Annotated in this window: 18 protein-coding genes; 11 read left to right on the top strand and 7 right to left on the bottom strand. The window is 56.9% G+C overall.

Annotated features, from left to right (window positions below):
• Positions 1 to 17 precede the first annotated feature (17 nt).
• Positions 18 to 2,246, top strand: coding sequence for a PBP1A family penicillin-binding protein (locus HY010_23530; protein ID MBI3478711.1), 2,229 nt, complete (start codon positions 18 to 20; stop codon positions 2,244 to 2,246).
• Positions 2,247 to 2,284: 38 nt separating this feature from the next.
• Here the strand turns inward: HY010_23530 and HY010_23525 are convergent, their stop codons facing one another.
• On the bottom strand, positions 2,285 to 3,421 hold the full coding sequence (locus tag HY010_23525; GenBank protein ID MBI3478710.1) for a nucleotidyltransferase family protein: 1,137 nt from the start codon (positions 3,419 to 3,421) through the stop codon (positions 2,285 to 2,287).
• A 173-nt stretch (positions 3,422 to 3,594) separates the two neighbouring features.
• On the opposite strand from HY010_23525, the gene HY010_23520 reads away from it, so the two are divergent.
• The 7 genes from HY010_23520 (at position 3,595) to HY010_23490 (ending at position 9,426) form a co-directional block, all read left to right on the top strand.
• Entirely contained in the window at positions 3,595 to 4,401 is an 807-nt protein-coding gene (locus HY010_23520) for an ABC transporter ATP-binding protein (protein MBI3478709.1), read from the top strand.
• A complete protein-coding gene (locus tag HY010_23515; GenBank protein MBI3478708.1) occupies positions 4,398 to 5,198 on the top strand; it encodes an ABC transporter permease in 801 nt (266 codons plus the stop codon). Before HY010_23520 ends, HY010_23515 begins: the two co-directional genes overlap by 4 nt.
• Positions 5,199 to 5,594: 396 nt before the next feature.
• Entirely contained in the window at positions 5,595 to 6,005 is a 411-nt protein-coding gene (locus tag HY010_23510) for a S24/S26 family peptidase (protein ID MBI3478707.1), read from the top strand.
• Complete coding sequence (locus HY010_23505; protein MBI3478706.1) at positions 6,002 to 6,829, top strand: hypothetical protein; 828 nt, start codon at positions 6,002 to 6,004, stop codon at positions 6,827 to 6,829. Before HY010_23510 ends, HY010_23505 begins: the two co-directional genes overlap by 4 nt.
• On the top strand, positions 6,822 to 7,145 hold the full coding sequence (locus HY010_23500; GenBank protein MBI3478705.1) for a PqqD family protein: 324 nt from the start codon (positions 6,822 to 6,824) through the stop codon (positions 7,143 to 7,145). The genes HY010_23505 and HY010_23500 overlap by 8 nt, the downstream gene beginning before the upstream one ends.
• Positions 7,142 to 8,257, top strand: coding sequence for a radical SAM protein (locus HY010_23495; protein MBI3478704.1), 1,116 nt, complete (start codon positions 7,142 to 7,144; stop codon positions 8,255 to 8,257). The genes HY010_23500 and HY010_23495 overlap by 4 nt, the downstream gene beginning before the upstream one ends.
• 32 nt (positions 8,258 to 8,289) lie before the next feature.
• Positions 8,290 to 9,426, top strand: coding sequence for a cellulase family glycosylhydrolase (locus HY010_23490; GenBank protein MBI3478703.1), 1,137 nt, complete (start codon positions 8,290 to 8,292; stop codon positions 9,424 to 9,426).
• A gap of 148 nt (positions 9,427 to 9,574) precedes the next feature.
• Here the strand turns inward: HY010_23490 and HY010_23485 are convergent, their stop codons facing one another.
• Positions 9,575 to 9,799 carry a hypothetical protein gene (locus tag HY010_23485; GenBank protein ID MBI3478702.1) on the bottom strand — a complete coding sequence of 75 codons (225 nt, stop codon included), beginning with the start codon at positions 9,797 to 9,799 and terminating at the stop codon, positions 9,575 to 9,577.
• Here HY010_23485 and HY010_23480 point away from each other — a divergent pair.
• A complete protein-coding gene (locus HY010_23480) occupies positions 9,774 to 11,057 on the top strand; it encodes a hypothetical protein (protein MBI3478701.1) in 1,284 nt (427 codons plus the stop codon). The two genes, HY010_23485 and HY010_23480, sit on opposite strands and share 26 nt — an antisense overlap.
• A gap of 74 nt (positions 11,058 to 11,131) precedes the next feature.
• On the opposite strand, the gene HY010_23475 is transcribed toward HY010_23480, so the two are convergent.
• Positions 11,132 to 12,349, bottom strand: a complete 1,218-nt coding sequence (locus HY010_23475; GenBank protein ID MBI3478700.1) for a hypothetical protein — start codon at positions 12,347 to 12,349, stop codon at positions 11,132 to 11,134.
• 457 nt (positions 12,350 to 12,806) lie between these two features.
• Complete coding sequence (locus HY010_23470; GenBank protein ID MBI3478699.1) at positions 12,807 to 14,123, bottom strand: beta-lactamase family protein; 1,317 nt, start codon at positions 14,121 to 14,123, stop codon at positions 12,807 to 12,809.
• 305 nt (positions 14,124 to 14,428) lie between these two features.
• Here HY010_23470 and HY010_23465 point away from each other — a divergent pair, with 305 nt between their 5' ends.
• Together HY010_23465 and HY010_23460 are read left to right on the top strand one after the other, a co-directional pair.
• Positions 14,429 to 14,617, top strand: a complete 189-nt coding sequence (locus HY010_23465) for a hypothetical protein (protein MBI3478698.1) — start codon at positions 14,429 to 14,431, stop codon at positions 14,615 to 14,617.
• Between the two features lie 598 nt (positions 14,618 to 15,215).
• A complete protein-coding gene (locus HY010_23460) occupies positions 15,216 to 15,644 on the top strand; it encodes a hypothetical protein (GenBank protein ID MBI3478697.1) in 429 nt (142 codons plus the stop codon).
• Positions 15,645 to 15,757: 113 nt separating this feature from the next.
• Here the strand turns inward: HY010_23460 and HY010_23455 are convergent, their stop codons facing one another.
• From HY010_23455 to HY010_23445, 3 genes are all read right to left on the bottom strand, one after another.
• A complete protein-coding gene (locus HY010_23455) occupies positions 15,758 to 16,312 on the bottom strand; it encodes a hypothetical protein (protein MBI3478696.1) in 555 nt (184 codons plus the stop codon).
• A gap of 330 nt (positions 16,313 to 16,642) precedes the next feature.
• Complete coding sequence (locus HY010_23450; GenBank protein MBI3478695.1) at positions 16,643 to 17,197, bottom strand: hypothetical protein; 555 nt, start codon at positions 17,195 to 17,197, stop codon at positions 16,643 to 16,645.
• 157 nt (positions 17,198 to 17,354) lie between these two features.
• A complete protein-coding gene (locus tag HY010_23445) occupies positions 17,355 to 17,744 on the bottom strand; it encodes a hypothetical protein (GenBank protein MBI3478694.1) in 390 nt (129 codons plus the stop codon).
• Between the last annotated feature and the right edge of the window lie 150 nt (positions 17,745 to 17,894).

The raw sequence follows: 17,894 nt of genomic DNA, 5'->3' as shown, positions 1-17,894 counted from the left end.
CAAGCGGCCAACTGATCATGACGACCATCGACGAGAAACTTCCGGAAGAGAACGATGTGGGCAAGCGGAGGCTCGTCGGGCACGTTCTATTCGGAATCTTGGTCCTGATCTCGATAGCGGTCGGCGCAACGGCAGGACTGCTGCTGGTTTATTCCACGGATCTGCCCCAGGTAGAAGAACTGGAGAACTATCGGCCCAGCGCCGTTACCGAGTTGTATGACGTCCATGGACGCGTCATCGGAACCTTTGCATTGCAAAGGCGCGTGATCGCCACCTACGACGACTATCCCGAAGTTCTTCGCAATGCTCTTGTGTCGATCGAAGACAAGGACTTCTACACCCACTCCGGGATCAACTTCTGGCGAATCGCCGGAGCAGCCTATCGTGACATCGAGTCGGGCGGAAAAGTACAAGGCGCATCGACACTCACCATGCAACTGGCGCGTAATCTATTTCTCTCGCCGGACCGATCCTTCCATCGCAAGATTCAGGAAGCCCTGCTCGCCATCCAGATGGAACGCCGCTTCACCAAGCCGCAGATTTTCACGCTCTATGCCAACCAGATTTTCCTCGGCCACGGAGCCTACGGATTTGAAGCCGCTTCGGAGTACTACTTCAGCAAGCCTGCGAAACAAATGAAGCTCGAAGAAGCAGCTCTGCTGGCGGGCTTGCCCAAGGCGCCGCAGTATTACTCACCGATCACTCATCCCGACCGCGCGCAGAAGCGTCGCAACCTCGTGATCAACGCCATGCTCGAAGACGGCAAAGTTACGGCTGCGGAAGCCGCTGTTGCCAAGGCGAAACCGGTTCAACTCAACGTGCAGAAGGATCCGAATTCGCTGGCCCCGAATTTCGTGGAAGAAATCCGGCGCTACTTGGAAACCAAGTACGGCAGCGATCAGGTTCACGAAGGCGGCCTGCGCGTCTACACCACGCTCGACATGGACTTCCAGAAGGCTGCGAACCGCGCAGTCCTCGACGGTCTCGCCGCCTATGAGCGGCGCCAGAAATGGCGCGGCAACCTGGCCAACGTTGTCTTGCAAGGGCAGCATGTCGACAAATATGAAGATGTGGACTGGGATCAGGAACCCGAAGTCAACGGATACCTGCACGCACTAGTCACTTCTGTTTCGCCGGCAGCGGCCCAGATCCGTTTCGGTGACCGCACCGCTGCGCTTTCGCAATCCGATATCGCGTGGACGCAACGCAAGCTTCCTGCCCTGTTGGCGCCCGGAGACATCGTGTACGTCAAAGTGCTGTCGCTCGACCCCGGCAGCAAGGCCACGGTCAGTCTTGAGCAGGATTCCGGTGCGGAAGGTGCCCTGGTCGCGATCGACAATGCGACGGGAGAAATCAAGGCCATGGTCGGCGGGCGGGACTTCAATCTCTCGAAATTTAATCGCGCAACACAGGCTCTGCGCCAGGTCGGATCGTCCTTCAAACCCTACGTCTACACCGCGATCATCGATCAGGGCGGAAGTCCCGACGAAACCATCCTCGACGAGCCCATCACTTTTCAGACGCCATCCGGCCCCTATATCCCGCACAACTATGACGACAAATTTGAAGGCCTGATCACCTTGCGCCGGGCGCTCGCGCAATCGAGGAACATTCCCGCGCTCAAGCTTGCCGATCGCATTGGTATCCGCACCGTGATCGACTACGCCCACCGCTTCGGCGTGACTTCCAACATCCCAGCTTACCTGCCGGTCGCACTCGGCTCCGCTGAAATTACTTTGATCGAACAGACTTCGGCGTTCAGCGTCTTTCCCAACGACGGCGTGCGCCTCGCTCCGCGCTACATCAAGAAAGTCACCGACTATGATGGACGCATCCTGGAAGAAGATTTTCCTGACATCAAGGATGTCGTCAGCTCGCGCACGGCGCGCATCATGACGTCGATGCTGCACGAAGTGGTCGTGCACGGCACCGCCGTCGCCGCTTCCAAGATGCCGTATGCTCTCGCCGGAAAGACGGGCACGACCAACGATTTCACGGACGCCTGGTTTGTCGGCTTCTCTCCAACGCTGACCTGTGGTGTCTGGATTGGTTACGACGAAAAAAAATCTCTTGGCCCCAAAGAGTCCGGAGGCCATGCCGCATTACCCATCTGGATTCAGTTCATGAACGTCGCGCTGGCCGGAAGAGATCAAGGCGAATTTCCGCCTCCGCCCAGTTCGAATTCACCGTTCGCTCAGAAAGTGGATACTCCCGATGTCGCTCCCGGCGATGGCGAAGCGCAATAACGGTAACCGTAGCGCCGGCGCCCCGCCGGCAGTTGTTTTCAGAAGAGTTTGCCCAGCAGACGCACCGCGCGCACCCCGCGATACAACGGAAACATCGCTTCCGGGAGCCTGATTGCCGCCAGATCCCCTTCCCCTGGCGTCCAGAGCAGTCGCCATAGATAGCGCGCCTGATCGCTGCGCCGCTCTCGCAATCGCAAGATCAACCGGAAATATTCCGTTGATTCGAAATCGTAGGTGGCGCTTCCCGCCAGCCGAGCTGCAAATTGTTCGCCAAGTGCAGCCACCTCCTGGTCCTGATTGACGAGTTCATTTGCAGGTTCGGGTAGGGGGCAACCCAACAATCGTTGCGACAGCCAGAGGCTCACTCCCACGATGCGTAAAATACCCAGTTCACGGGCGCGTGCACGGATCACATCCCAGTCCAACACCTGCGTACGCATCGTCTCCGCGATATCGCACACCCAGATCATTCGCATCCACAGATGCTTCGCCGCATGCAGACACAGCACCAGCAATGAGTCTTCTGGGGAGAGTGCGGCGACTTCGCGCCCGCTGAACATCATGGAACCCGAACGGGCCAGCAAGTCGTCTGTCCGCAAATCCACGGCATAGAAATGCGGCAACAATCCCCACTGCAATTCGATCAGGTACTTTCCCGCAGCTCCATCGAACGAACACTCGTAACCGTTGCGTAGCCAGTAACGTTCCACCGCCGGGCTGAGTGGCTTGGAAGGGCGGTATCCAAATTCCGCCAGCGCCTGCTTCCCGCGCTCAAAGTCGCTGGAAGAAATCAGAAAATCGAGGTCGCCGAAGTTGCGCAACGCAATATCGCCATAAACGGACTCCGCGAGCATCGGGCCTTTGTAAGGGATTGCGCGCAGGTCCTTCTGCGCAAAATGTTCTGAAATTCGCGCAAGTTCGCTGGCAAACCACAAATTGCGTCGCAAATTCTTGGCAAACTCGGAGCGCAACGACTGATCAACGTCTGCCGGTAACCCCTGCGCATGCGCCGTGAGATTGCGCGCCACCAGCGGCAGGACGCCGTGATGTTCCGCGAGGCGAAGAAATTCAGGCCAGTCGATTCCCGCGCCATTCCAGTGCGCGAGACGGGCAATACGTTCGGCCGTCAGTTCGACGCCCGCGCACGCGCACAGAAAACTAAATTCCTTCGACACCGCGACATCCGAGAAAGACATATGGGTCGAAACGTTGGCTCGCCGCGTCTCTGGTGTTGGAGGAGAAGACGCGGCAAGCCGCGACTCTGCGGTTACACTTGTGTCCTGAATTACGCACTACCGCCTGAACCGCCACTATAATACAGACTCTCTACACTGCAGCCCGGCACTTCATGGACCGAGTCGTCTTCGAATCCGCACGCAAGGTTTTTCGTCACCGCCCTGCATTGTTCAACTTGCTTGGCCGGGAGCGTAGCGGAGAGACCATTGCCTTGACTGGTCTTTCGTTCACGGCCGGCGCAGGAGAAGTCCTCGCGCTCCTCGGGCCGAACGGCAGCGGTAAAACGACTGCCCTGAAGTTGATTTCAACCATGTTGCTGCCGGATAGCGGTACCGTACGCGTCGCGGGATTCGATACGCAGCGCGATGGCGGCCACGTACGCGAACAAGTCGGCATCGCTGTCGCTACCGAGCGATCGTTCTTCCCGCGACTATCCGCCCGCGAGAATCTCGAATTCTTCGCTGCACTCGATGATGTCCCCCGCGCCGAGAGTAAGGTTCGGATCGAAGAAGTCCTGCGCGACACGGGTCTCACCGAACATGCCGATCTGCTGGTGATGAAATTTTCCAGCGGCATGTATCAACGTCTTGGAATCGCGCGCGCGCTCGTAAAACGCCCTGCCGTCCTGTTGCTCGATGAACCGACCCGCAGCCTGGATGCCGCGACCACCGCCCATTTCTGGACTACGATCCGCGACCTCGCCGATCGCCAGACCACCATTCTTCTCGCCACTCACAACTTCGCCGAAGCAGGCGCAGTCGGTGACCGTATTCTCCTGTTGCAAAAAGGTGACCTGCTTGCCGACCGCCCGATTCGCAAAGGCGAGAGCATGGAAGATCTGCGAGCCTTCTACTTCCGTATGACGGGTGAAGTGGACGAGGCCGCCGGCATGATCCAGCGCGTGGGGAGAGTCTCGTGAGATCGACTCTTAACAAGCTTCTCGCCATCCTGCGCCGCGACCTGCTGACCGCGATCCGCCATCGCACCGGCTTTGCCGTTACCGCCTTCGGGCTGCTGACGGAACTGGCGGCTTTTTATTTCCTGTCGCGCGCCATCGGTCCGGGCTTCCGTCCCGGCGGAGTGGAGTATTTTCCATTTCTTCTCGTCGGTACTGGCGTTTACACATTTTTCGTGATGAGCACGCAGGCGTTTCTCAGCACCGTGCAGGAAGCCCAGCAGACGGGAACCATGGAAGTCCTGATGACCACTTCCACGCCGCCCGCACAATTGGTCGTGCTGAGTTCCGTTTCAGCGTTCGCCGGAAACCTGCTCAAATTGCTGGTGTATGTTCTGGCGGGCGCTGCGATCTTCTCCGCGCCTATCCACCCGAATTTTTTCTCGGGCCTGGCAGTGCTGATTCTCTGTGTCGCAATCGCCCTGGCTGTCGGCATCGCCGCCGCGACTATCCAGATCATTTTTCAACGTGGATCGGCACTCCTCTGGCTGCTGAGTTCGGGAGTCTGGTTTCTCAGCGGAGCCATGTTCCCGATCGAGAGTTTGCCGAGGCCGCTGGTGCTCGTCGCCCACGCAATCCCCCTCAGTTACGCCATCGGAGGCATGCGGATGGCCCTGCTCCAGGGCCAGACTGTGATGGCGATGGCGCCCACGCTAGCGGCCCTCCTCGGATTTAGCCTTGTCCTGCTGCCGCTCGCGCTCTGGAGCCTCACTTTCAGTCTGCGGCGGGCGCGCCAGGATGGAACTCTCTCATTCTATTAAGCGTTACGGGCCAAGCAATTGATCTTCCATACACGAACGAGGTTGGCACAGAGGAACACGTGTAGTACACTTCGCGAAGCACTCTTCAAACATAAGTGGGAGACAGCCAGTACGGCTTGACCAAAACCTATGACGTTAGAGAATCAGCCCCCTCGCGGGAACGGAAAGCTTCTTCAGACTGCGAGTAAAGACAAGAAGCCCTATCAGAAGCCCGCGTTCCGCTACGAACGAGTGTTTGAGACGCTTGCTCTGGCCTGCGGAAAAGTCGGTTCCACCACTCCACAATGCCAGTCGTCGCGAAAGAGTTCCTGAGCTTTAAACCTCATGAGTGCAAGTGATTGCTGGAGCACGCAGCGTAATGTTTTAGCCGTTGAGGGCTTGCGCTGCGGAGGACGTTTGCGCCTCCACGTGCGCGGCGCAAGCATGCTGCCGGCGCTCTATCCGGGAGACGTTGCGGAAATTCAAGCGTGCTCACTCGACGATGTTGCTACCGGTGAGATTGTTCTGGCGTTTCGCGAAGACCGCTTCTTCCTGCATCGGTTTATGAGCCGCAACGAGAACCATCGTTTCGTCGCCCGAGGCGATTCAATGCCGGGTGCCGACCCCACATACACCACCGAACAGTTTGTTGGAAGGCTGGTGGCCGCGACGCGCAACGGTCAGCCAGTTTCCCTGACCGCTCGCCCCTGGACACGCGCACTGGGTCTGCTGTTTTGCTATTCGAGCATCGCTCGGCGTATTGCTCTGCGGCTTCATCACTCTAGAAATCTTCAGCGGCTACCCGGCGCTGACCTTGAAATCGCATGACCGAAACTAACAAGCAAATCGAATGCGTCGTCGAGATTGGAAGCATCCCGATCCTGCTGCGGACCAGCGATCAGCACTTCTTCGACTTGCTCTGTGAGCGTTATGCCGGATATCTCAGTTCCTCCCAGCCGGAACTTCAACTCGATTTCGATCTTATTCCGCCGGGCCCTGGCTCCGACGATGATGTCCGCGTGCGGCGCGATGGCGCTGAGTGGCTGCTTGAACGCGGAGATTTTCTCGCACGCTGGAATCCGATTACCCGCCATGGCCGGGTTCGGCAAACAGCCAACCCTTACGCGCTCGATTCCGTTTTGCGAATTCTGCATAGCCTGGTTATTTCCGCGCGCGGCGGATTTCTCCTGCACGGAGCCAGTGGAATTTGCGATGGCCGAGCATTCCTTTTTTCGGGTGTCTCCGGTGCCGGCAAAACAACCATCAGCAGTCTTGCTCCTCCGGATGCCACGCTGCTCACCGACGAGATTTCCTACGTTCGCCCCAGCCCTGCAGGCTACTTCGCTTATGGAACGCCGTTTTCGGGGGAGTTGGCCAAGGCCGGCGAAAATACTGAGGCTCCAATCTCGGCGCTCTTCTTTCTCGACAAGGGGCCGGAGAATCGCATCGACGAGCTGCCTCCTGCCGAGGCCGTTCGCCGCCTGATGCGCAACATTCTTTTCTTTGCCGAGGACAGCGAACTGGTGGAGAAGCTTCTCGCGACCGCCTGTGATTTTGTTCAAAGAGTTCCCGTTCGCCGTCTGACGTTTTATCCTGATACGCGCGTTTGGAATGAAATCCGCAACTTCGAGGCGATGCCGACCCTTGTCTGATACCTACATCGCGCGCAGTTCCGCCATCGCCGCCCGCATGCTGGCCGGCGAAATGATGGTGATGAATTCCATGGATTCGACGTTCTTCACGCTGAACGAAGTCGCCACCGCCATCTGGCAGGCCGCCGATGGACGCACTCCGCTCCGTGAAATTGTCAGCCACAAGATCTGCGGGCAATTTGATATCGAACCCGATCAGGCCCAGCGCGACGCGGAACAATTTGTCAGCGAGCTTTCGCAGCACGGGATTCTCGTAGTGTCCGATCAGCCGTTTTCCGACACACATGCAACACCGCAATCGCCGGAGGCCCGATGAGCCTGCTTAATGAAATGAGCCAGAAGGCTTTCGACCTCGGTGTGCCGATCAGCGTGCATCTGGATGTCACTTATCGCTGCAATGAGCGCTGCGTGCACTGTTACCTCGATCACGACGACCATGGCGAGATGACAACCGCCGAAATGAAAGGCGTCCTCGATCAACTGGCCGACGCGGGAGTTTTCTTTCTTACATTCAGTGGCGGAGAAGTTTTCCTGCGCCGCGATTTTTTTGAGATTCTCGAGTACGCGCGCCGCTTGCAGTTCAACGTAAAAATCAAGACAAACGCTGTCATGATTCACGCCAAAGAAGCAAAGCGCATTCGCGATCTCGGCGTGGACACGATCCAGATCAGCGTGTACTCACATCGTGCCGAAGTTCATGACGCGATCACGAAACTTCCCGGATCATTCAATCGCACCATCAAAGCGATCCGCTTCATGCGCGAGCAGGGATTGAAAGTCACTGTCGCCAACGTGATGATGACCTTGAACCGCCACGACAGCGACGGCGTTCAGGCACTGGCAACCGAACTGGGAGCGCACTACACGCTCGATCCGACGATTACGCCCATGATGGACGGCAACACGGACGTTCTCTCCCTGCGCATCGCTGGCGAGGAATTGCCGAGCGTCTTCGCGAATCCCAACCTTGTTCCCAACATGGAAGAGTTCTGCGCGCCGCCGATGCCGGTCACCGACGATGACATGGAAGGCTACTCCTGCAGCGCGGGCCATTCTTTCTGCTATATCTCTCCCTACGGAGACGTTTTCCCCTGCGTGCAGTTCCCTTTGCCGACCGGTAATGTGCGACAGCAGAAGTTCATCGACATCTGGAATCACTCGCCGGAGATGAACGAAGTGCGCTCCATCAAGGCGAAAGACCTGACTACGTGTTCGTCATGCAGCCACGTCAGTAGCTGTACGCGTTGTCCGGGACTGGCCTACATGGAAGGCAGCATGCGCGGCCCCTCGACCGCGGACTGCGAGAAGTCTTACTACCGCACCGGCATCCCATCTGCGAATATGCTGCGCAAGGCTGGGAAGCCGACGTCGATGACGCCGCTCGTGCAGATTCGTCCGATGGCCGCGTTGGCCATGAACGGCGACTAACTACCACTGGAGTACAAACCGTGAAGAAACTTATGTTCGTTTTCGTGACCCTGGTCGCGACCGCCGTGTTGTGCACCGTCCCCGTGTCTGCACAAACAGCCCGCTGGACGGAGCAGAAAGCCAACGAATGGTACGCGCACCAACCCTGGCTGGTGGGCAGCAATTATGTCCCTCGGTCTGCGATCAACCAGTTGGAAATGTGGCAGGAAGCAACTTTCAATCCCGCTGAGATCGATCAGGAATTCACCTGGGCGGAAGCGCTGGGTATGAATACCATGCGCGTCTTTCTGCACGATCTGCTCTGGCAGCAGGATGCAGCCGGCTTTCAAAAACGTATCGACGCCTTTTTGACGATCGCGGCCCGCCACCATATCCGCCCGGTACTGGTGCTGTTCGATTCGTGCTGGGATCCATTGCCTCGTCTTGGTTTGCAACATGCACCTACTCCCGGGATTCACAACTCAGGATGGGTGCAGAGTCCCGGTGCGACCGCGCTGGCCGACAAGAATCAATATCCACGTCTGAAGGAATACGTCCTGGGCGTCATGGGAACATTCGGCAAGGATGATCGGATTCTGGCGTGGGATGTGTGGAACGAACCCGGCGCCGACAACACCGGCAATTATCCGAAGACCGAACTGAAGCGGGAAGACAAAGTCGCCCGAGTGGCAGCGCTTTTGCCTCAGGTATTCGCGTGGGCCCGGGAAGCGAAGCCGACGCAGCCGCTCACCAGCGGAGTGTGGGCTGTGGACACTTCTCCTGACGGGGCCAATCTGGAAGAACTCCAGCAGATTCAACTGCGCGAGTCCGACATCGTCACCTTTCACAACTACAGCTGGCCGGAATACTTCAAGCGCCAGGTAGCGTGGCTGAAGAAGTACAACCGGCCCGTGATCTGCACGGAATACATGGCGCGTTCAGTGGGCAGCACCTTCGACGGCGTGTTGCCGATTGCAAAGCAAGAGCATGTCGGAGCCATCAACTGGGGATTCGTCGCCGGTAAAACGCAGACCTACTTTCCCTGGGAGTCATGGGAGCATCCCTACGTCCAGAACCAACCACCGGTATGGTTTCACGAAGTGCTGCGTCCCGACGGGACTCCGTATCGGCAATCCGAAGTGGATCTGATCCGAACGCTGACGGAAAAATCTGTGCCCCAATCCAGATAACCACTCGATGTCGGACTGGCGATGGCGTTCGGGAAAGGAGTGCAATGGCGGTTTCTAGCCAACTACGGCCGAATAAGTGGTGCAAGAAACAACAGCGAGGCCGTTCCTACTATTACGCCGATTGACAGTTCATGCCCTATGTCGCAACCTACGCTTTCGCGAGTTCCACATAAGGAGCGCACGCCGTGAGCAACTTGCTGAAATGCCTCTTATTGCTGGTTGGGATCGCGACGCCCCACTTGACCTTTTCCCAACCACCAGCGAAACCCGAACGACCCTCGTTCTCGATCAGCATCAGCATCCCGCCAGTCGTCAAAGCCGAGTCTGAGATGTTGTTGGAGATTGCGATGACCAACACATCGAACAATGACATTGGCTACGGGGTGATCCCCGGATGGCCGGGGTGGCAGATGTTTCAGCTTGACCTTCGCGATGATGCGGGCCTTCCAGTACCGGAAACGCCAGCTGGAAGAGGCATTCGCAACGGTCCTGGCGCAACATCAAGTGCATTTACTGTTTCACTCGCGCCGGGAAAAGTACTGCGGGCACAAGTAATCCTGAATCGATTTTACGATCTCAGCAAGGCCGGCGAGTATCAGGCTCAGGTGTACAGGATGGACCAGGCGACCGGGCTGAAAGTCAAATCGAACGTGCTCACGTTCCGTGTGCCATCTCCCGTGTTAGGTACGCAGCCCTTGAAGCCGGCGATTGCGATCACGATCAGGTCCCCGTTCGCATCGGTCAAAGCAGGCTGGCAAATACCGATCCAAGTTTCCGTGAGGAACCTATCGGCTCAGAGCATCAATCTCGCCCTCTGGAACGGGCGAAATCGAGACTTCACCTCAAAAGAGCCGGATGAGTTTGGCTTCGGATGGGACGTTCGCGACGGTCTCGGGAATCCCGTGCTGCTGACAAAGCAGGGGAAGGCTCTACTAACCGGGGAGGAGATGCCTGCAGGCGATTTCGCCTTTGTTCCAATTTCCCCCGGCGAGACCGTAGAACAGACAAGGGTGGTTGGGGGCATTTACGACGTTGGCAGCGTGGGCAATTACTCGATCCAGGTAGTCTTGACTGATCCAACGACTAACCTGCCGGTGAAGTCGAACACCGTGCATGTCGCGGTAGGACGTCCCGTCGAGTTGCATCCGCCATTCATTATTACAATTGGTCCCGAAGAATCATTCACGACAGATCGTCGCTTCGGATTGAGAATATGCCAGACCAATATCTCCGATCATGCAATCCGGGTCGACAATGGAACTTTCGACCAGGAAATCTCGCTTCGCGACAAGGACGGAGTGCCGGTGCCATTCAACGAGAAAGGCAAGGAGAGAATTGCAGCCGGACTGAAATCTTTTCAGAGCGGCGACCGCGGCACCGATGCCAGTCATATTTGGAACCTGGGGCCGGGCGAGAACCTCTGCGGAGTGATTACCCTGGACGCATTCGACGCGAATGACGCCATCTGGGACATCCGAAAGCCCGGCAAGTATTCCATTCAAATTGTACGTTTTGACTATCCGGACAAGGCCGCTGGGCAGAAAATGGAAGAATTGCCGCTGGTGAAGTCCAATACCATCACGTGGACATTGCCCTCGGCGTCATCACACATTCCCGACAACAATCGCTGACTTGCTGCGGGCAAATAGACTGAGACGCGTTTCGCAGTGAAAGAGAAGGCAATGCCAACTCTCTCGCTTTCAAGTCAGTGGGGAAGCACAAGGTTCTTGCGGATAAAACTGAAATCAGAGGCACAGCTTAGTTCGGCAACATTTCCCTCGTCTGGGGCCAATTCGGCGGTAGTGACATCGTAGAGGGTCAGGCCACTTCTGGCGATGATGCGGTGCTCGATGAGGCGCTGTGCTCTCTCCGTAACGGAGACGCGAATATCCCGCGCATCAAGCCCTGAAAGAACGGCCGGCTGCTCATCGAGTACCTCTCCGGCCAGTCCTTTCGCTTTTGAAAATTGATAGGCCAGTTGCCCCTTGAAGGAATCCAGTCCAAGCAGGGGTGACCACGCAATCGGTTGCAGCGTCACACTGCACGCGCGATCCGAGCGCACGGCAAGAAGCATGTAGTTCGGCGCGTCATTCTTTACCGTCCACTGGGCCGGTGCCCGCAAGCTTATGTCGTAAGCCGGGTTTTGATAAAACACGCCTTCAGAGTCTTGCACAACATGTGCTCTGGATTGATCGACGTGGGAATAGTCGGGCAGAAGGAGTCCGACGAACACCAGAGCGACGTAACCGCTTGCCATCACCGCTGCGAGGCCGATGGGGATCGCCAGAGGCAATCCGCTTGAAGGCGCAGGTTCGGCTGGTAATCGTACCGTGGCCAGAATCTCTTTCTCTGATCGGCGCGCGATGTTGTAGGCGTGGACGCCGATGGCGGCCATGATGAACTCAAGAACCAGACCGCCACCGGCGGCCTGCGCGAGCGGTCCTTGAAAAAACATGAGGCCGAAAAAAACAGTGAGGCCAAGCTTACGCTGGCCGAGATAGAAATAACCGAAGCCTCGCGTCAATAGGTTTAGGATCGCGGCGACGCGAGGACTCTCAGCGATAAAGGCATCCGTCCCGGCGGTCATCTCGCGGGCTGTGAAGAAAGCATCCAAAAACGCAAACACGTAAAGAAAAAGAGTGATCCGAAGGGATATGCCCCAGAAGAGAGCGTCCACTTTCCCTTCCGGGCTTCCGAGCTGTCGCGTGAAGTGGATCGTTAACGCTAGAGCTGGCAGGAAGATTGCCATTGTCCAGAGGCCGCGCGAGGTCTTGCCGCAGTAGGTCTGTCCGGCTCCAGGAAGGGCGAGGGAAAGCAGGAAAGCAAGGGCCGGACTCCGTGGCACCGGCTGAGGCTCAAACATTACTGTCGCCGTGTCAATCGGATCGCTAGGAGTCAGCGAGAGAATTGAAGCATTGTCCATTACTGCCTCAGGAAAGTGACCCTGCCCTGCGTTCGGGAAACCAGCAGCAGCTTACGCTGAAGTAAGCGAGATTTCCATGGTTGTTGTAAACCGGGGAATTGACTAACTACGCCGCCACAGACTGGACTGTGGCCCGTGGGTTAACTAGTGTCAGTTAGGGCTCGCGGGCGGCCCTCGTCAGAGGCTTTGCGCCTCGAATACTTTTTTTCCTGGGGCGATTGTTGGTGAAATAGCGATTTAACGCCAACTACCGAACGCGCGAGTAAAACCGAGGCCACCGCTAACAGGAAGAATCCTCCCGTCGCAATGAGGGGCAGACGAGCGCTGGGCGGTCGCAAGTGTTGCAATCAGGCGTTGTCACCAGCTTGGGCCGTTTGTTCGCCGGACAGGCGAAAAGAAAGCGCAACCTAGTGTAATGGCGATGTTACGACAGCAATCGCCACACGGCACGCGGGCATCAATGCTTTTCCCTTACGAGCGAGATGAATGCGGGCAGGCTGAATCCTGGCAGATCGCCCGTTGACACTGTGCTGGCAGCTCCGACAAACCGCTTACCGTCAATGAATTGCAGCTGCAATTCCAACTTCGTCGTACGCGTGCGGGTCTCCGGTAAGTCAATACTTATGTCCGCTTCTCCCATCACGAATCCCTGTTCGATTCTCAACTCCTTGATGGGAACGAAAGACCTGTTGCCGACTCGTATTTCGGACTGGTCCTTGGCAAAGCGAAGACCGGCGGGCAGGGTCCTCGTCGGTGTACGCATCGTGCCAACCCACGCTCCGCGCATGGACTCATTGACACGGAAAGGTTGCGGCGCCTCGGCCGCTTCCACCTGTTTCCGTAAGGATTCAAGGCGAGCCAAGAAACCACTAGAAAATACGTTTGCAAACTGGAAGGCGAGATCATCGGTTGCATCACTTGACACGTTCGTCAGACAGGCGATTACCACGCTTTCTTCGGGCAGAACGAGAAGCATCGCCGATCCGCCGAGGACCCGACCATTGCTCACGAGTACGCGGGTATCCTTGTCCAGCGCTAAAACTCCCCAACCATTCGCGTAACGCCAGTCCAATTCATGGCCTTTGGGCACGGTATGCATATCTCGCATTAAGTCCGGCCTGATCAGTCTTTGTGAGGGGTCCAACTGGAAATTGCCAAACAAAGCAAGATCGTGGGCAGACGTATAGAACCCGCCGCCAGCCACCGGTTCAAAATCATGGCGAGGTACTGCTTTGCCAGATTCATATCCAGTACTTAAGTTCTTCTCTGAAGGTTTGAAACCGCTGGATTGCATTTGTAGTGGCCGCAGTAACCCTTCCCCGACGAAGTCCTCGAAGGGACGTCGGGCAGTCCGTTCCACGACTTCCCCCAGCACTCCGAAAGAAAAGTTCGAGTAATAGAAGTAGCGACCGGGCGGGAAGGCGCTGATGGCATATCGGTTCAGTGCATCCCGGTGATGCGATCCTGGCTCATAATCGTAGAACCAGCCGTGCGGGACACCTGCAGACATGGTCAGCAGTTGACGGATCGTCATTCCTCTCCCGGCGTAGGCCGGAACGTGAACTCCGTACTGTTCAGGGGTCGCATCCAGCCGAAGTTTGTCACGATTCACGAGCAGGAATACAGCCGCGCCTGTGATCGACTTTGCAACCGACCCGGCCGCGTATACGGTTCTTGGACTAGCCGGAAGTCGTTTCTCGCGATCAGCCCAACCGAATGCATCTTCACACAGAACTGTGCCGTGAGAAGCGACAGCGAAGGAAATGGAAGGCACCTCGCTTTTGTCCACGAGAGCGCGAGCCCGAGAAGTCACCTCCGCGAAGCCCGGCGGTAGGTGTGAGGCATCGCATTGGGCGTAAGCGAAAGTTGAAAACAAAGCAATTGTTTGCAAAAGGAGAGCAAGAAATAGAACTGCCACGCGCGTCGGCATGAGTATGAATACGAGAGCTGGACAATCATAGTTCCGTTCCCGAAGGATGAAACAGGAACTCCAGCGAGCATTGTTGTTGTAAACAGGCGATTACACAAGCTTGCGCCGTCTATTCGCCGAGAGCGTACTCACCGGAGCGGAGACTAATATTGACGAAATCCAACAAGCAATCAGACGCTCTGGAAGGCTGTCTCTACCCGCGGTCGAGTCAGGTACCAGATGGCCCAAACGGAAAACAACATGCCGAGACCGGCGCGGACTACGACAATAGAGCTTTGGGCTACAGCAATTTCGCGAAGCGCAGCCAGCAAGTGCGTAACACTGGCTATGATCGCTAACCAACGGGACCACCTTTTCATTCTTAACAGTGCGATTCCTAAAACGAGGCAGAGGATAAGACTTCCCATCGTCAGTGCTAAGAATCCGGGCCGCTGGAGTGGGTTGAACGCGGGACTTGGGATCAAAGCAATGACGAGTGAAAACGCTCCGAAAAAATAGAGCCATGCAAGGATTGTCACACCTGTGGGGCGTTCCATAGAACGACAAGCATATTCTCGTTCTTATGGCTTTTTCAATCAGAGGGCGTCAGATGGCGTAATCAGGCGTTAGCACCAACAACTCCAAAACGGCATTGCGAGCGGAGTGTAGTTTCCGCCGAACTAGCTGAGGCGCTTCATTAAGCCATCCGTCCCCAAGGGGCCGAGCCGGGTCAAACTCGGGCACGCGTCTGGCGAAATCCCATGGTCGCGACGTTCGTGGAATCCCACCCTTGCGCAGAAAACGCGCAAGGATGGGGCGCCCGGGTACGGTTGATTGTCGGGCTGATCCGGTCCACAGAACAGCAGAACCTAGGCCCATCCATCAAAATAAGGAGTACGATACTCCCGTTCGCCAGTATGGCTTGAATCCTCCGTCTGGATCAGAAAGGAAAAAGCCATGGGCCGTTCCGTTCACACCAACCTGTCACGCCGTTTCCGGAAACTCATTCTCCCGGCGGTCGCACTGTTCACCCTGCCGGTAGTCGCGCAAAAACCTCAGGACGCACCTCCGCCGAAATACGACATCAGCACCGAGACAAAGATGAAGGCGACCGTCGAGGAATTGAAACTTCCCGCGAAACCCCACGAGATCGTCCATCTGGTGGCAAGAATCGGCGCGGACACCGTGGATGTCTATCTTTGCCCCAAATCTTTCCTCGACGACATGGGCACGACTTTCGCCAAAGGGGACGAAATCGCCATTCTCGGCGCAAAAGTAAAACAAGGCGACGCCGACCTGATTCTCGCGCGCGAAGTCGCCAAGGGCACCGATACCCTCATCCTCCGCGACAACAAAGGCAATCCGGTATGGAGTTGGCGCTACTGAGTCATGGGCCGGGTTGCGGGTGCCGGGTGCCCCACCCTTGCGCGCACGGTGCGCAAGGTGGGACTCCACGAAAACCGCTCTCCAAGGACACGACGTGTAGTTCTTGTCTGCGACTACGGAATCGTAAATGTGATTGCGTTTCCCCAGGTCGGGCCGGGGGATTGGAAGTCCACATTGCAGTCTGAGCCGTTGCCTCCGCCGCCAATCAATCCGCATCCTGCTCCATCGAGGGCAAAGAACTCGGCGTTATAGGTTCCCGAAGCGATCGGGCCGACGACAACCTTGAACGTCCCGTTGCCATGGATGTCCGGGGTGATCACACCCACCGCAGCCCAGGCATAACCCTTGGTCACCCCCTGAACCGTCTGGAGAGGGCAGGTGCCTCCGCCGGCCGGGGTGGCGATCGGAAACTGTCCGAACGTGGGGAGAGTCGTGGTGCAGAAAATTTCGATACCCACCTCATAGAGCTTGCTCGGCGTTGCGCCGACCAGGGTAAACGTCACGGTCAGCTTGTTCTTCGCCACCGACCACTGGACTTTGCTCTTTGTGAGGTTCAGCGGCTCGTTGAAGTTGCTCCAGCCATTCACCCACTTCTCCGTCGTGGCCGCACCCGATGCGGCACCGGTTGCGAGAACCAGAGTTACAAGAATCAGACAAAGTTTCTTCATTGTTTACACCCCTTTAGACAAAAAATAGCTTGCGATTGTAGTACTCCGGCCTGCGGCCGATTGGCAGCGATTGAACATCACCGTCGAAAGCGGCGTCTTGAGGAATTTCTGATTTTTGTTTGATTAAGCGCTTAGGAGGGTGCCGGGCGCCCTGTTTTCGTGTGTTCTGTGCGCAAGAGTCGGGCAGCCACGCGACCAGACCGTGCGGGGCGGCTTCTCTTGCGGAGTGATGATTGGCGAAAACAGGCGATTAGACTAACTGCTCCGCCACGGGCCGGGCTGTGGCCCGCGGGATAACTAGTGTCAGTTGCGGCTCGCGGGCTCCTCTCGTCAGGGCTTTGCGCCCCGAATAATAGTTGCCACCTTCAACTTTTTTCCTGGCTCGCCGATGTAGAGAGTCTGGGTCATCGCAGCTGGGGTGCCGCTGAAGACCTCTCGCCAAGCCTGCCGCTTTGACTGGTATTCCCACTCGCCCTGCAGTACGACATCTTTGCCTTCGAGCGTGACATCGAATCCGCTGCAGCCTTCGTCGTTGATGGTGGGGTCGCACCAGATTCCGTGGACCTTCTGTGCTTTGTTGTCCCACCACATCGCCGCGTAATCTTCCGCCAATTCACCGTTCACCTTGGAGCGGTTTTCTTCAATCAACGCGCTTCCACCGGGCGCGACCGTCCAGACTTCTTCGCCACTTCCGATTACACGTCCATTGAGGTCAATCCAAGTGATCGCCCACGCGCCTTTAAGCAGATCCGCAATGCTACGCATCTGCGCGGAGGCAAGCGCGTGATCGGTTGTAGACGACGGCGTCCGAGCCGATGGAGGTTGCTGTTGTGCAATTGCGAGAGCGCCAACGATGGCGAGTACAACTAGCGGCGCGATCTTCATGATGTTTTTCCTTCGTTGGAGTTGGGCACTCAACGCACAACTATTCGAGCGGAAATCTATCACAAACCGGAGCAAAGGGCGTTCTTGTTGTAATTGGCGTTTACACACAAACTGACCCGCGCCCTGCCGAAGCGGGGTAGTTGGTGTAATGGCGATGTTACGCCAATGGTTCAAGAGAACCCGACGTTTCTGGCCCGCCCGCCCACGCCCATTTGCTCGCGACCAAGCTCCGCATCGCGGCGTTGGCTGCCTTCATGAAGGCAGCTTCGCTACTGCCAACCTCATCGTACCGAGTCTTCGCCAACACAACCGTGCAGCCTGAGTGCTGGTGAACACCTTCGAGCAACACGTCAGCAACAGCTTCCGCCACCGCTCGTTCGAGTTTCGCTCGATATTCCTCCGACACTGTGGCGGGCCAAGTTGCGCGTGACTCAAAACTCAACTCGTTCGCAGGAGCACATTCAAATTGAACAAACGCATAACTTGTGGGATGTCCGAACTTGCCACGAAATTCGTGGTCAACAACCTGGGCTGAGGCAAGACGCATGTAGGCTCGTGATAGCTTCGGAGCCCGAAGCCGTTCCATTTCGTCATCTTGAAGCCGTTCCATTTCGTTCTGATTGAGATGAATGCCCATTGCCGGTTTCTGCGAGTATGTTTGCACAAAGCCTGTTGACGAAAACAGGCGATTACACCA

The sequence above is a fragment of the Acidobacteriota bacterium genome (genome assembly GCA_016196065.1).
Taxonomy (GTDB): Bacteria; Acidobacteriota; Terriglobia; order Terriglobales; family Acidobacteriaceae; genus Acidiflorens.
The sequence above is the reverse complement of the archived record's forward strand: the minus strand, read 5'-3'. Positions and strand labels throughout refer to the sequence as shown.